Origin of the sequence: Sphingobium ummariense RL-3 (assembly GCF_000447205.1) — a bacterium.
In the GTDB taxonomy this organism is placed as follows: domain Bacteria; phylum Pseudomonadota; class Alphaproteobacteria; order Sphingomonadales; family Sphingomonadaceae; genus Sphingobium; species Sphingobium ummariense.
Map to the genome: position 1 here is coordinate 51,152 of NZ_AUWY01000074.1, position 13,015 is coordinate 64,166.

Genomic DNA, 13,015 nt, shown 5'->3' on the forward strand with positions numbered 1-13,015 from the left:
GCGCGCACAAGCGGGGTGGTAAGTAGGGCGGACATGAGTCACCGCCGTCATCCCAGCGAAAGCTGGGATGACGGAGAATTGGCGGAACCAACGGCCCAGCACGGGAGTGTTGGACAGCGGGTCAAGCACAGGCTAGACCGCGCACCGACCGTTCACTGCGAAGAAGATTTCCTCGCCCATGCAAGCCTCTCTCAGGCTCCTCGACAAGCGACGTTTCCTGCCGCTGTTCATCACCCAGCTCCTCGGCGCCTTCAACGACAACCTGTTCAAGAACGCGATGGTGCTGTTCGTCGTGTATCATGTCTACAATGACGAGAAGTCGGAGACCTGGTTCAGCGCGCTGGCGACGGGGCTGTTCATCCTGCCCTTCTTCCTGCTGTCCGCCCTGTCGGGACAGCTGGCCGACCAGCGCGACAAGGCGAAGATCATCCGCTGGGTCAAGGCGGCGGAGATCGTCATCATGGCCGTGGGCGCGGTGGGCCTGGCGCTGATTTGGAGCGGGATCGCGGTGCATGTGCTCGCCATCCCGCTGCTGCTGGCGGCGCTGTTCGCCATGGGCATCCATTCGACCTTCTTCGGGCCGATCAAATATGCGATCCTGCCCCAGCACCTGCATGATGACGAGGTGCTGGGCGGGACAGGGCTGGTGGAAGCCGGCACCTATATCGCCATCCTGGCCGGCACGATCCTGGCGGGGATCATCCCGATCGAGGCCGCTGCGGTCGCCATCGTCGTGACGGCACTGGTCGGCTTCGTCGCGGGCCGGGCTGTGCCCCCCGCCCCGTCCCTGCTGGAACGGCAGCCGATCGACTTCCACATCATCCGCTCCTCCGTCGCGCTGGTGAAGGGAACGATGCATATCCGGCGGCTCTACCTCGCCATCATGGCGATCAGCTTCTTCTGGGCCGTGGGATCGGTGCTCTTCATCCAGTTCCCCCCGCTGGTGAAGAACGTCCTGACCGCCGACAAGCCGGTCGCCAGCCTGTTCCTCGCCATCTTCTCGATCGGCATCGCGATCGGGTCGGTCGCGATCAACCGGCTGCTGCAGGGGCATGTGTCGGCGAAATATGCCCCGGCCTCCGTCATCGGCATGGGGCTGTGCGTCGTCGCTTTTCACGTCGTTTGCGACCTCTGGACCCCGGCGCCCGGCGGTCAGATGCTGTCGCTGGGCGATTTCCTGGCCCATCCGCTGGCGGTGCCGCTGTCGCTATGCCTGCTGGGCGTGGCGACCTTTGGCGGCATGTTCGTGGTGCCGCTCTATGCCTTTCTCACCACAACGGTCGAGAAATGCGAGGCGGCGCGTACCGTGGCGGCGAACAACATCGTCAATTCGGGCGCCATGGTGATCGGGTCGCTGATCGCGATCGGGCTGAGCCTCGCCGGCCTGTCGGTGGTGAACCAGCTGCTGCTGGTGGCAGGTCTTTGCCTGCCCTGCGCCTGGCTTGCCTGGTCGCTGCACAAGGCGTGTGACGGCCCGGCGTGCGCGTGAGCCCCCTAAACGATGAAGCTGTAGAAGGCCGTGAAGAAGGCGCAAAAGCTGAGCATGAACAGCTTCCAGTCCTGGTCATCGTCGCGCGGCGTGCGCTTGAGGGAAGCGCTATCGTCCACCACGCGCAGCACATGGCGCGGCAGCCGCTGGCGGAAGGGATGACGGGCCGATTCGGTCGTAAGGACGAGGGGTCGGTTTCGCATGGCGACTGGTTAACGCATTCTTTACCATTTGGACCACGGCCAATCATGGTTAACGTGACGCTGTCCCGGACCGGGACAGGCTTGACTGTATCATATGAATAATACAGTATGACCGGACCGATGCCCGACCTGTCACCCAGTGCCGCAGCGAGCGCCGATCCGGCCGCCGGCCCGGCGCGCGAGTTCGGCGCGGGACCGCCCAGCGCTTTCGGCCCGACGCCGCCGTGGAAGCGGGCGCTGCAGATCACGGGATGGGTGGTCGCGGCTTTCCTGGCGCTGCTGATGATCGCCATCGCCTGGCTGGCGGTGACTGCTCCGCTGTCGCAATCGCTGAAGCCGATCGCGCCGCCCAGCATCAGCCTGATGTCGGCCGACCGGCACCTGATCGCCCGGCGCGGGGCGATCATCGACAAGCCTGTGACGATCGCGGAGCTGCCGGCCCATGTGCCGCAGGCCTTCATGGCGATCGAGGACCGGCGCTTCTACAGCCATTGGGGCGTCGACCCGCGTGGCATTGCCCGGGCGGTGTGGCACAATATCTGGTCCGACGGCGCGTCGCAGGGCGGCAGCACCATCACCCAGCAGCTGGCCAAGGGTGTGTTCCTCAGCGCCGACCGCACCTTCGGCCGCAAGGCGCGCGAGGCGCTGATCGCCTTCTGGCTGGAAGCGTGGCTGACCAAGGACCAGATCCTGGAGCGCTACCTGTCGAACGTCTATTTCGGCGACAATGTCTATGGGCTGCGCGCCGCCTCGCTCCATTATTTCAATCGCCAGCCGGAACTGTTGACGATCCCGCAGGCGGCGATGCTCGCCGGCTTGCTGAAAGCGCCCTCGCGCCTAGCCCCGACCACCAACCTGAAGGGCGCGCGCGCCCGCGCCGCGCTGGTGACGCAGGCGATGGTCGATGCCGGCTATATCAGCAAGGCGGAGCGCGATGCCCTGCCCCCTGCCCGACTGAACGTCCATGACGCCCCCGATCCCACCACTGGCACCTATTTCGCCGACTGGGTACTGCCGGAAGCGCGCGACCGGGCCGGCGCGGTCTATGGCGCGCAGGAGGTAACGACGACACTGGACTGGCGCATCCAGCGGCTGGCCGAGGCCGCGATCCGCCGCGCGCCGCTGGGCAAGGCGCAGGCGGCGCTGGTGGCGATGAAGCCAGACGGCAGCGTCGTGGCGATGGTTGGCGGCAAGAAATATGCCGACAGCGCCTTCAACCGGGCGGTGCAAGCCAAGCGCCAGCCGGGATCGACCTTCAAGCTGTTCGTCTATCTGGCCGCCTTCCGCGCGGGGATGACGCCGGAGGATATGGTCGACGACACGCCGATCACGACCGGCACCTATCGGCCGGCCAATCATGGCGGCAAATATCGCGGGCGGATCACGCTGCGGCAGGCCTTTGCCGCGTCGAGCAACGTCGCCGCCGTTCGCCTGACCCAGAAGGTCGGCGTCGACGCGGTCATCAAGGTCGCACGCGACCTGGGGGTCAAGGCACCGCTGACGGAAGATCTGAGCCTGGCGTTGGGAACATCGGAGATCCCGCTGGTGGAACTGGCGCAGGCCTATGCGGCGGTCGCGGCGGGCGCCTATCCGGTGGTCGCGCATGGATTACCGCCCGAGGAACAGGGCTGGTTCGACCGGCTGATGAAGCGCCAGCGCCATTTTAGCGACGATGAGCTGGACATGATCCGCGACCTGCTGTCCTCCGCCGCCAACCGCGGCACGGGAAGCGCGGCGGCGCTTCGTACCAGCACCTTCGGCAAGACCGGGACGACGCAGGACAGCCGCGACGCGATCTTCGTCGGCTATGCGGGCGGCCTGGTGACGGCGGTGTGGATCGGCAATGACGACAACAGTCCCCTGCCCGGCGGCGCGGCAGGCGGCGGCGTGCCCGCGCGCATCTGGCGCGGCTTCATGGCCGGTGCGATCAACGAGCCGGTCGAGGATGTGCCGGAGGAAACCCAGGACAGCGATCTGGTCAATGCCATTGCCAATGTGACGGTGGAGACGGGCATCGGCAATGTCGGCGTGGGCGTGGACGAGGGCGGCATGACGGTGAATATCGGCCCGGCGCAGATCCGCCTGCCGGTGGACCAGCCGCCGGGCGCGCCAACGCCGACAGGAACGACGCCACCGCGGGTCGTGCCGACGCAGCCCGGGGATGACGGCGGACCATAGCGGCGGAACAGGCTCGGGTTATAGGAGCCCGTTTGAGAATGGGCTCCTACCGCCCAACCACCGACATGCCGGCCGGCGTATAGCGGTCGCCCTCGATCGGAATCGTATCGAGCACCTGCGCGATCGCGTTCAAATCCCTGTCGTTCAGCGTGACATCGGCGGCCGCGAGATTCTCCTCCAGCCGCGTGCGCTTCGTCGTGCCGGGGATGGGTACGATCCAGGGCCGCTGCGCCATCACCCAGGCAAGTGCGATCTGCGCAGGCGTGACGCCCTTCGCCGCCGCGACATCGCGCACGGCGTCGACCAGCGGCTGGTTGCGTTCCATAGCGTCGGGGGCAAAGCGCGGCAGATTGCGGCGCATGTCCTGGTCGCCGAACACCGTATCCTTGCCGATCGCCCCGGTCAGGTACCCGCGACCGAGCGGGCTGAACGGCACGAAGCCAATCCCCAGTTCCTCGCAGGTGTCGAGGATGCCGTTCGTTTCCGGGTCGCGGGTCCAGAGCGAATATTCGCTCTGGATCGCGGCGACGGGCTGGACGGCATGAGCCCGACGAACGGTCGCCGCACCCGGTTCCGACAGGCCGAAATGGCGGACCTTGCCCTGCGCGATCAGGTCCGCGACAGTACCGGCCACATCCTCAATGGGGACGTCGGGATCGACGCGATGCTGGTAGAAGAGGTCGATGGTATCGATGCCGAGGCGCCGGAGCGACGCGTCGCAGACGGCACGGATATGGGCGGGTCGGCTGTCGAGCCCGGGCTGCTGCTGCCCATCGACGATGCGAAAGCCGAATTTCGTGGCGATGACGACATTGTCCCGTACCGGCGCCAGCGCCTCGCCCACGACCTCTTCATTGACGAAGGGGCCATAGACTTCGGCCGTGTCGAAGAAGGTGACGCCCCTGTCCACCGCATCGCGGATCAGCGCGACCGCATCCGCCTTCGCAACGCCGCCATAGCCATGGGACAGGCCCATGCATCCCAAGCCGATCGCCGACACCTCAAGGTTGCTGCGGCCCAATATGCGCTTCTGCATTCCACCCTCTCCTCGTTCCGGAAGACGGAGGACAGATAGGCATCGGTACGGCGATGCGTAAGGCGGCTTATTCCCCGGCGCGCAGATTGGTGCGAAGAGCGGCCAACCCGTCCTGCATTGCGTGCAACTGGTCCAGCGTGATGCCGGCGGCCTTGGCGACCTCCTCCGGCACGCATTGCAGGTCCGCCAGCAATGCGCGCCCGCGCTCCGTCAGGTCCACGCGAACGACCCGTTCGTCGGCGCTGTCGCGGCGGCGCGACACCAGCCCCGCCGCCTCCAGCCGCTTGATCAGGGGCGTGAGGGTGTTGGATTCGAGGAAGAGCTGATCCCCCAGTTCGCTGACGGACTGCCCATCCTTCTGCGCGAGGGCGAGGATCGCGATATATTGCGGATAGGTGAGGCCGAGTTGATCCAGCAAGCGCTTGTAGAGCCGGTTGAACGCCAGCCCTGTCGAATAGACGGCGAAGCACAGCATGTCGTCCAGCCTTGCGGGATCGTTCGTTTCCATGTGGCCAATATAAATCGCACACGATTTAATCGCAAGGGTTGACGTCGGCGCGACTCTGCCGCATATAGATCGCACACGATCAAATCGTGAGCGATTTAATAAGAAAGGACATGCCATGACCACCATAGCCTATTCCACCACCTCGACCGCGACCGGGGGCCGCGACGGCAAGGCCCGCACGACCGACGGCAGCTTCGAAGTCACGCTCGGGACCCCCAAGGAACTGGGCGGCAACGGCCAGGGCAACAATCCGGAGCAGCTCTTCGCGTCGGGCTATGCCGCCTGCTTCCTGGGCGCGATGAAGTACGCCGCCTCGCAGGACAAGGCCCTGCCGCGCGTTCCTTCCGATGCCGAGGTGTCGGCGACGGTCGGCATCGGCCCGCGAGCCGACAAGGGCTTCGGGCTGGCGGTCGAGTTGGTCGTGAGCTTGCCGGGTGTCGACCGGGCAGCGGCCGAGGCGCTGGTTGCGGAAGCCGACACCATCTGCCCCTACAGCCATGCTGTGCGCGGCAATATCGAGGTGAAGCTGAGCGTCGCCTGACGCCTGCAGCGGACCCCGTCCTTACCCCTCCCCTCGCCGGGGAGGGGTTTTGATTCCAGCGGCATCGCAGACTCACCTGCACCCTTCCTCCGGGGTCCGTCCTGTCCTACATGGGAGGGATGAACGCCCCCCTCTACAATATGGACATCCTTCGCCTCGCGGCGAACATCCCCCATCATAAGCGGCTGGCCGACCCGCAGGCGAGCGTCGAGAAGCGGTCGCCGGTCTGCGGGTCGCGCGTGACCGCCGATGTCAGGATGGAAGGCGGCAAGGTCGCCGAGATGGGGCTGGACGTGAAGGCCTGCGCGCTGGGCCAGGCGTCCGCCGCACTGATGGCGGCGCAGGCGATCGGCATGAGCGCGGACGAACTGGCCGATGCGCGTGACAGGCTGACCGCCTGGCTGGCCGGGGAAAGCGAGACACTGGATTTCTGGCCCGGCCTCGCCGTACTGGCACCCGCGCGCGACTATCCCGCCCGGCACCCCTCGATCCGCCTCGGCTTCGAGGCGATCGCCGAGGCCGCGCGGATGGCCGACGCCTGATGCATCCACCCGCACCCGCCAACGCCACCGATATCCTGCTGTCCGAAGGCGTCGTCCTGCTGGGCGCCGCCGTGCTGTTCGTCATGATCTTCCGCCGCTTCGGCCTGGGCGCAGTGCTGGGCTATCTCGTCGCCGGGGCGCTGGTGGGACCGCAGGGCCTCGGCCTCGTGGGCGGCGGCGAATCGAAACTCGCCATCGCGGAGATCGGCATCGTGCTGCTGCTGTTCCTCGTCGGGCTGGAACTGCATCCGGCGCGGCTGTGGCGACTGAAGCGCGACATCTTCGCACTGGGCCTGGCGCAGGTCGTGCTGTGCGGCTGCATGCTGGCGGCGATCATCTTCTTCACCACCGGTTTCACCTGGGGCGCGGCGATCGCGCTCGGCCTGCCGCTCGCGCTATCCTCCACGGCGCAGGTGCTGCCGGGCCTGAAGTCGAGCGGTCGCATCAACTCGCCCTTCGGCGAGAAGGTCTTTTCGATCCTGCTGTTCCAGGACCTGTCGATCGTTCCGCTGATCACTATCGTCGCCGCGCTGTCCCGCAACCCTGCCGACGCGGCCGGGCCGCCGGGCTGGCTGCTGGCCGGCTACACCGTGGCGGCGATCGTCGGGCTGGTCCTGGCGGGGCGTTTCATTCTGCGGCCGCTGTTGGGTTTCGTCGGGCGGCTGGGCGAGCGCGAGCTGTTTGTGGCGGTGGGGCTCTTTACCGTGCTGGCGGCGGCGGCGCTGATGCATGCGCTGCATCTCTCGACCGCGCTGGGTGCTTTCGTTGCGGGCGTGATGCTGGCCGATTCGCCCTATCGCCACGAGATCGAGGCCGATGTCGAGCCGTTTCGATCGATCCTGCTCGGCCTGTTCTTCCTGGCAGTCGGCATGGTGCTGGACCTGCAGACGGTGATCGCCCACCCCACCTTCGTCATCGGCCTGGCGCTGGTGCTGGTCGCGACCAAGACCGCGCTCATCACCTTGCTCGCTCGCCTGTTCGGCATGGCCTGGCAGCAGGCGATCGGCGCCGGGCTGCTGCTGAGCCAGGGCGGCGAATTCGGCTTCGTCCTGTTCGCCCAGGCGCAGAACGCCTTCCTGATCCGGCCAGAGGCGGCCAGCCTGTTCAGCGCGATCGTCACCTTCTCGATGGCGACCACCCCTTTCCTGATGCTGTTCGCCCGGCGGCTGGAGTTTGCCACGCCCAAGGCCGGCATCCACCTGACCGACCCCGATCAGGCACCACGGGGCACGGCGATCATCGTCGGCTATGGCCGATTCGGCCAGACCGTCGCGCAGATGCTGATGGGGCACGGCTTCGGCGTGGTCCTGATCGACAAGAAGCCGGCGCAGATAGAGGTGTCGAGCCGGTTCGACATGAACGTCTATTATGGCGACGGGACGCGCATCGACCTGCTGCGCCGCGCGGGCGCGGAGGAGGCGCGGCTGATCGCCTTCTGCATCGACGACCCGTCGCTGGACGGCCGCGTTCTGGAGCCGATCGCCGAAGCCTTTCCGCAGGCAGCGCTGGTGGTGCGCGCCTTCGACCGGCGCCAGTTGCTGACGATGCAGGACCTGAACCTGGCGGGCGTGGTGCGGGAAGTGTATGAATCGGCCATCTGCATGGGCGTGCAGGCGATGGAGGCGCTGGGCGTTCCCCAGGGCGAGATCGAGGAGGTCGAACGGCAATATCGCCAGAATGACGAGCAGCGGCTGGCGCTCCAGATCGAGCATGGGAGCCTGCTGGCGGCCAAGGACCTGATGTACCGGCCCGGCCGGGGCATGCGCCTGATTGCGCGCGGGGACAGAGAGGAAAAAGCATGATCGGACTGCTGGCCGCCTTGTCCGCGGCGCTGGCCATCGGAGCAGGCGCATTCGGCGCGCATGGCGCGGCGAGTCCGCAGGCGGCTGAATGGCTGCGGACCGGCGGCCTGTACCAGCTGGTGCATGCGGTGGCGGCGATCGCGCTGATGGGCACGGCAAAGGCGGCGGCGGCGCTGATGCTGCTAGGCGCCGCGATCTTTGCCTTCACCCTCTATGCGATGGCACTGGGCGCGCCCAAATGGCTCGGTGCGGTGACGCCGGTGGGCGGCGTGCTGATGATCGCGGCCTGGCTTTGGACAGCCTGGGCTTTTGTGAGGCCCTGATGCGCGCCCTTGCCGCAAGGGCCGTGCGAGCATAAGTTAAGGGCATGGCGGACCATCATCATAATCATCACGAGCCGATCGGCGCCAAGCTGGCAGATGCGGCCCGTGCCACGCTGGAAGCGAAGGCGGAACAGTGGACGCCGATGCGCGCCGCGATCTTCGACGCGCTCGCGGCCGAGGACAAGCCGGCGTCCGCCTATGACATCGCCGACGCGGTATCGAAGGCGCGCGGCAAGCGCGTGGCGCCCAACAGCGTCTATCGCATCCTAGACCTGTTCGTGACGAACAACATTGCGATGCGGGTGGAAAGCGCGAATGCCTATATCGCGAACGCCCATCCCGGCTGCCATCATGACTGCATATTCCTGGTGTGCCGCAACTGCCGCGAGGCGACCCATGTCGACGACGACAAGGTGACGGACGAGGTTCGCGCCGTCGCCGAGCATGAGGGTTTTCGTCCCGAGCGCCCGGTGATCGAGATATTGGGCACCTGCGCCAAGTGCGCCGCATAAGGGCTTGCGGTAAAGGGCTGAAGGGAGGCGACCGGTCTTCCTACTTACATTTGGCTGAAGGGTAATTCCCGGAAAGTCAGTTTTCGTCCTCCCCTTTAAGGGGAGGTGGCAGGCGCTTAGCGCCTGATGGAGGGATGTTACCCTGTCGTGAGCAAGACACCCCTCCACCACTGCGTGGGCCCCCTTCCCTTACAGGGGAGGAAGTCTATGGCTGTCTGACCGTTGGCAAATGTCACCCAAAGGAAGCCATCGACCTCGCCGCTACGCCTCGTTGGTGGAGAAGAAAGTGTCTCCATCGGCGAGGACCAACGGGCCGGCGCCCGTCATCGGGGCGGTAGCCGGCCAGCGGGAATCGAGCAGGCGGGCCTTTGCGATCCGCGTGACCGACACGGCATCACCCTGGTTGCCGCCCAGCACATGATAAGCGGAACTGTCCTCCCCGGCATAGAAACCGACATGGCCGAGCCAGCCGTCGCGGCTGCCGCGCCAGAAGACAAGGACAGCGCCCAGCGTCCGCGGTCCGGCCGCGCCGAACCTTTGCCACGCCCGCGCACCCAGCGGATTGCCCGGCAGGCTTTCCCCTGAGAGGGTGGCGCTGATGCAATGCGCGACGAACAAACCGCACCAGGGTATGTCGTCCGAATCATAGTCGATGCCGGCCTTGTCGGCCCAATCGATCAGGACCGGATTGCTGCCCGGCCCTACCTTTTCCCGGACGCCGATCAGCCGGCGTGCTTCCTGGAACCAGGGGATGGCGGGATTGTCGGCAACGGCCTGCTCTTCCGCGTCGCCGAACAGCGCCTTCCAGGTGACGGGGCCGACGATGCCGTCCGCCACCAGCCCCTTGGACCGCTGGAACGCCTTCACGGCCGCTTCCGTGCGCCGGCCCCAAATGCCGTCGATAATGCCCGGATCGAAGCCCTTGCGGGCCAATATATGCTGAATGCTTTCAATGGTCGCTTTCGACTTGCTTGGCATGACTGTCTCCTTTCGAAAGACATGGCGTCATTTCGCGAAATCAGAAATAAGCGACCCTTTCATCATCAATGCTTGTGCGCCAAGGATACAGTAAAGTCAGGGGGAGTCCAATGGTGCTTTCTGGCCGGAACAAAGAAGCGCCCGGGAAGCATATGCTTCCCGGCCGCTTCATATTGCGGGATAGCGATTGATCAGCGCGAGGCGAACTGGCGGCCCTTGGCGGCGGAGGCCCAGCGCGGCTGGGTTGCGCCGGGAGCCATCTCGCGGACGAAGCACTGGCCCCGCCTGGCCTGGATGGTACGGCACAGTCCCGCCGCGTCGGCGCGATTGCCGAAGCCGCTGATGGCGAGGCGGTGATAGGCCTTGCCGTTGACCGTCGCCTGGCTGGTCAGGACCGGGAAGGCCGCGAGCGTGGCGTTGCCACGCATCATGACGGTCCATTTTTCCCGCGCCACCGCTGCGCTTTCATAGGCGCCAAGTTGGACCACCCAGTTGCTGGCACCGGTGCTCACCGGCTTGAGGAATGCCACCTGCTGCATGCGGGCGACAGGCGCAGGCGTCGCGGCGCGGCCGGCCTTCGGAGCCTGACGCGTCGTGCGATCCTCGATCACGAAATCCCTGGCTGCGACGCGCACCGGCGCCGAAACGGCGGGCGCGGCCGGAGCGATCGAAGGCCCGACGGGCTGCACCATGGGCGCGGGGGCCGGCGCCGGATCGGCGGACGCCACTTCGACAGGGGCGGTAGGCTCCGTGGTCGGCACGGGTGCGGCTTCCGCTACGGCGACGGGGGTGGCAGCAGGCGCAGCCAGCGCCAGCGCGACCGGCTGCCCAGCGTCGGCACCATCGATACGGATGCCCATCAGGGCTGCGACGCGCTGGGGCGCCAATGCTGGATCAGCCATCTGCGCCCATTGCGAAATGCGCTGATTGGCGGCGAGGGTGTCGAGGTCCATGCCAGCGACCAGCCGCGCGTCCTTCCAGCGGCCGGCGAGCGCATAGGCATAGGCCAGGTTCTGGCGGGTGCGCGCATTGGCCGAGGGAGCATGGATTGCGTCCGACAGGATGCGGACGCCTTCATTGGGATCACCGGCCATCGCCAGCGCAAGGCCATAGTCTCCGGCGGGCAGTTGGGTGCCATGTTCGGCCAGCAGCGCGCGAGCCGCATCGGGCTTGCCGAGGCCGACCTGAACCAGTGCCAGCGTGATGATGGTGCGCGAATCCCTGTTGCCGAGCGTCAGGGCGTCGGTGAACGCGGTTTCCGCCGAGGCGAAGCGGCCGCTCAGCACATAGGCGCGGCCCAGGAGCTGACGATAACCCCCATTGTCGGGTGCGGCGCGAACGGCGCCTTCCGCAGCCTCCACCGCCGCGGCACCGTCTCGGGCCGCCAGCGCCTTTTCGGCGGCGGCGGCGAACTTGACGGGATTGAGCTTCTGGGGGGTGATGCCAGCCGACGGGCGGAACGCCGCACCGGTGCAACCGACCATGGTCGTGGCAACGAGCAGCGAGGAAATCGCCGCCTTTCCGAATGTGGTGCGCTTCATAATCCTACCCACCCCTTCATTTCGTCTCGCCGCGTTCCGGCGGCAGCTGCTGGGCCAGCCGGGCGACATCGGGCTGGCTGTCGAGAAAGGCGTCGAGCGCCTGCGTGACCATTTGCTGTGCCGACTTGCCCGCGATGGCGCAGGCGAGGCGCAGCTTGAGATGCCGGTCGGCGTCCAGGCGCAGCGTGAAGGCGGCCTTCCGCCCGCTGCGCGCCGGCTGGAGCTGTTCGACGCGCTCCGCGAGCTCCTCCCGTTCCGTGACCACCGCCGGAACAGGCGGCGGCGTGACGGACCGTGCAGCGCCCGGCATGGGCGTCAGGCCCGCAGAAGGACGAGAATCCGCCGGCGCGGGTTTGGGCATGGGCAGGTCAAAGCCCATGTCGTTCCAGCCCAGATCGTCCTGCTGCAGCGCGGCGGCGCCGGTCGCGCGGCCGAAGCCGAGCATCGGACGGCGCATCGCGGGCTGCGCCGCGCCCTTCCGGGCCAGCAGGCCGGAGGTCAACGAAGCGAGCGGCTTGGGTTCGGACATGGCTCCCCTCCTCGCTTACTGGCCGACCACGCGGCGGCCGAAGCCGCCACCGGACGGACGGGCGGCGGCGGTGCCGACGCTGCCCTGGGGCACCGAAAACACGGTGCGGCGGAAATTCTTTTCCAGCCGGTCTGAGATATAGGACCAGAGCTGCTCCACTTCTCCGGCGGAGCGACCCTTGGGATCGACCTCCATGACCGTGCGGCCGTCGATCATCGACGCGGCGAAATCGGTGCGGTGATGGAGCGTGACCGGCGCCACGGTGCCATGCTGGGAGAGAGCGACGGCGGCCTCGGACGTGATGCGCGCCTTGGGCGTCGCAGCGTTAACCACGAAGATCAGCGGCTTTCCGGCGCGCTCGCACAGGTCCACCGTGGCGCCGACGGCGCGCAGGTCGTGCGGGCTGGGCCGGGTCGGCACTACGATCAGTTCGGCGACGGAAATGACGCTCTGTATCGCCATGGTGATGGCGGGCGGGGTGTCGATCACCGCGAGCTTGAAGCCCTGCTGGCGCAGGATCTCCAGGTCGGCGGCAAGGCGGGCAACGGTGGTCTGCGCAAAGGCCGGGAATTCAGCCTCACGCTCGTTCCACCAGTCAGCGAGGGAGCCCTGCGGGTCGATGTCGATCAGCACCACGGGACCGGCACCGGACAGCTGCGCCTGTACGGCGAGATGCCCCGACAGGGTCGTCTTGCCTGATCCGCCCTTCTGCGATGCCAATGCCAATATGCGCACGCAATTCCCCCCAGGAAAATCCAGTTCCGGGTCGGACTGCCACGATGTCACCTAAGATTTGGTTAATCGGGCGGGAAGTTTGCGCGTGCCCCAATGGC

General features: G+C 66.8%; 14 protein-coding genes. 7 read left to right on the forward strand and 7 right to left on the reverse strand.

Features of this window, described 5'->3' with window-relative positions:
• The first annotated feature begins 178 nt into the window (after positions 1-178).
• Positions 179-1,489, forward strand: a complete 1,311-nt coding sequence (locus M529_RS35000) for an MFS transporter (RefSeq protein ID WP_021317902.1) — start codon at positions 179-181, stop codon at positions 1,487-1,489.
• 5 nt (positions 1,490-1,494) lie between these two features.
• Here the strand turns inward: M529_RS35000 and M529_RS35005 are convergent, their stop codons facing one another.
• The gene (locus tag M529_RS35005; protein ID WP_021317903.1) at positions 1,495-1,692 is read right to left on the reverse strand and encodes a hypothetical protein; all 198 of its coding nucleotides are present in this window, start codon (positions 1,690-1,692) and stop codon (positions 1,495-1,497) included.
• Positions 1,693-1,800: 108 nt separating this feature from the next.
• Here M529_RS35005 and M529_RS35010 point away from each other — a divergent pair, with 108 nt between their 5' ends.
• A complete protein-coding gene (locus M529_RS35010; RefSeq protein WP_021317904.1) occupies positions 1,801-3,870 on the forward strand; it encodes a transglycosylase domain-containing protein in 2,070 nt (689 codons plus the stop codon).
• 46 nt (positions 3,871-3,916) lie between these two features.
• Here the strand turns inward: M529_RS35010 and M529_RS35015 are convergent, their stop codons facing one another.
• Positions 3,917-4,906 (reverse strand): aldo/keto reductase, encoded by a 990-nt coding sequence (locus M529_RS35015; RefSeq protein ID WP_021317905.1) that lies wholly within the window; start codon positions 4,904-4,906, stop codon positions 3,917-3,919.
• Positions 4,907-4,973: 67 nt separating this feature from the next.
• Positions 4,974-5,414, reverse strand: a complete 441-nt coding sequence (locus M529_RS35020) for a MarR family winged helix-turn-helix transcriptional regulator (RefSeq protein WP_021317906.1) — start codon at positions 5,412-5,414, stop codon at positions 4,974-4,976.
• Positions 5,415-5,529: 115 nt separating this feature from the next.
• Between M529_RS35020 and M529_RS35025 the strand changes: the two genes are divergently transcribed.
• The 5 genes from M529_RS35025 (at position 5,530) to M529_RS35045 (ending at position 9,134) form a co-directional block, all read left to right on the forward strand.
• Positions 5,530-5,955 carry an organic hydroperoxide resistance protein gene (locus M529_RS35025; RefSeq protein ID WP_021317907.1) on the forward strand — a complete coding sequence of 142 codons (426 nt, stop codon included), beginning with the start codon at positions 5,530-5,532 and terminating at the stop codon, positions 5,953-5,955.
• Between the two features lie 119 nt (positions 5,956-6,074).
• A complete protein-coding gene (locus tag M529_RS35030) occupies positions 6,075-6,497 on the forward strand; it encodes an iron-sulfur cluster assembly scaffold protein (RefSeq protein ID WP_021317908.1) in 423 nt (140 codons plus the stop codon).
• A complete protein-coding gene (locus M529_RS35035) occupies positions 6,497-8,299 on the forward strand; it encodes a monovalent cation:proton antiporter-2 (CPA2) family protein (RefSeq protein WP_021317909.1) in 1,803 nt (600 codons plus the stop codon). The genes M529_RS35030 and M529_RS35035 overlap by 1 nt, the downstream gene beginning before the upstream one ends.
• The gene (locus M529_RS35040) at positions 8,296-8,622 is read left to right on the forward strand and encodes a DUF423 domain-containing protein (protein ID WP_021317910.1); all 327 of its coding nucleotides are present in this window, start codon (positions 8,296-8,298) and stop codon (positions 8,620-8,622) included. The genes M529_RS35035 and M529_RS35040 overlap by 4 nt, the downstream gene beginning before the upstream one ends.
• Before the next feature lie 44 nt (positions 8,623-8,666).
• On the forward strand, positions 8,667-9,134 hold the full coding sequence (locus tag M529_RS35045; protein WP_021317911.1) for a Fur family transcriptional regulator: 468 nt from the start codon (positions 8,667-8,669) through the stop codon (positions 9,132-9,134).
• A 261-nt stretch (positions 9,135-9,395) separates the two neighbouring features.
• Here M529_RS35045 and M529_RS35050 read toward each other — a convergent pair whose 3' ends face one another.
• From M529_RS35050 to M529_RS35065, 4 genes are all read right to left on the reverse strand, one after another.
• Positions 9,396-10,112: an NlpC/P60 family protein gene (locus M529_RS35050; protein WP_021317912.1), complete on the reverse strand. Its 717-nt coding sequence runs from the start codon at positions 10,110-10,112 to the stop codon at positions 9,396-9,398.
• Between the two features lie 191 nt (positions 10,113-10,303).
• Positions 10,304-11,653, reverse strand: coding sequence for an SPOR domain-containing protein (locus tag M529_RS35055; RefSeq protein WP_021317913.1), 1,350 nt, complete (start codon positions 11,651-11,653; stop codon positions 10,304-10,306).
• 16 nt (positions 11,654-11,669) lie between these two features.
• A complete protein-coding gene (locus tag M529_RS35060; protein ID WP_021317914.1) occupies positions 11,670-12,182 on the reverse strand; it encodes a hypothetical protein in 513 nt (170 codons plus the stop codon).
• Between the two features lie 15 nt (positions 12,183-12,197).
• Positions 12,198-12,917: a ParA family protein gene (locus M529_RS35065; protein ID WP_031294944.1), complete on the reverse strand. Its 720-nt coding sequence runs from the start codon at positions 12,915-12,917 to the stop codon at positions 12,198-12,200.
• Between the last annotated feature and the right edge of the window lie 98 nt (positions 12,918-13,015).

Bases quoted from the DNA above. Each gene is read 5' to 3' on its own strand.
- M529_RS35000 (WP_021317902.1), top strand. From the start codon at position 179: ATGCAAGCCTCTCTCAGGCTCCTCGACAAGCGACGTTTCCTGCCGCTG.
- M529_RS35005 (WP_021317903.1), bottom strand. From the start codon at position 1,692: ATGCGAAACCGACCCCTCGTCCTTACGACCGAATCGGCCCGTCATCCC.
- M529_RS35010 (WP_021317904.1), top strand. From the start codon at position 1,801: ATGACCGGACCGATGCCCGACCTGTCACCCAGTGCCGCAGCGAGCGCC.
- M529_RS35015 (WP_021317905.1), bottom strand. From the start codon at position 4,906: ATGCAGAAGCGCATATTGGGCCGCAGCAACCTTGAGGTGTCGGCGATC.
- M529_RS35020 (WP_021317906.1), bottom strand. From the start codon at position 5,414: ATGGAAACGAACGATCCCGCAAGGCTGGACGACATGCTGTGCTTCGCC.
- M529_RS35025 (WP_021317907.1), top strand. From the start codon at position 5,530: ATGACCACCATAGCCTATTCCACCACCTCGACCGCGACCGGGGGCCGC.
- M529_RS35030 (WP_021317908.1), top strand. From the start codon at position 6,075: ATGAACGCCCCCCTCTACAATATGGACATCCTTCGCCTCGCGGCGAAC.
- M529_RS35035 (WP_021317909.1), top strand. From the start codon at position 6,497: ATGCATCCACCCGCACCCGCCAACGCCACCGATATCCTGCTGTCCGAA.
- M529_RS35040 (WP_021317910.1), top strand. From the start codon at position 8,296: ATGATCGGACTGCTGGCCGCCTTGTCCGCGGCGCTGGCCATCGGAGCA.
- M529_RS35045 (WP_021317911.1), top strand. From the start codon at position 8,667: ATGGCGGACCATCATCATAATCATCACGAGCCGATCGGCGCCAAGCTG.
- M529_RS35050 (WP_021317912.1), bottom strand. From the start codon at position 10,112: ATGCCAAGCAAGTCGAAAGCGACCATTGAAAGCATTCAGCATATATTG.
- M529_RS35055 (WP_021317913.1), bottom strand. From the start codon at position 11,653: ATGAAGCGCACCACATTCGGAAAGGCGGCGATTTCCTCGCTGCTCGTT.
- M529_RS35060 (WP_021317914.1), bottom strand. From the start codon at position 12,182: ATGTCCGAACCCAAGCCGCTCGCTTCGTTGACCTCCGGCCTGCTGGCC.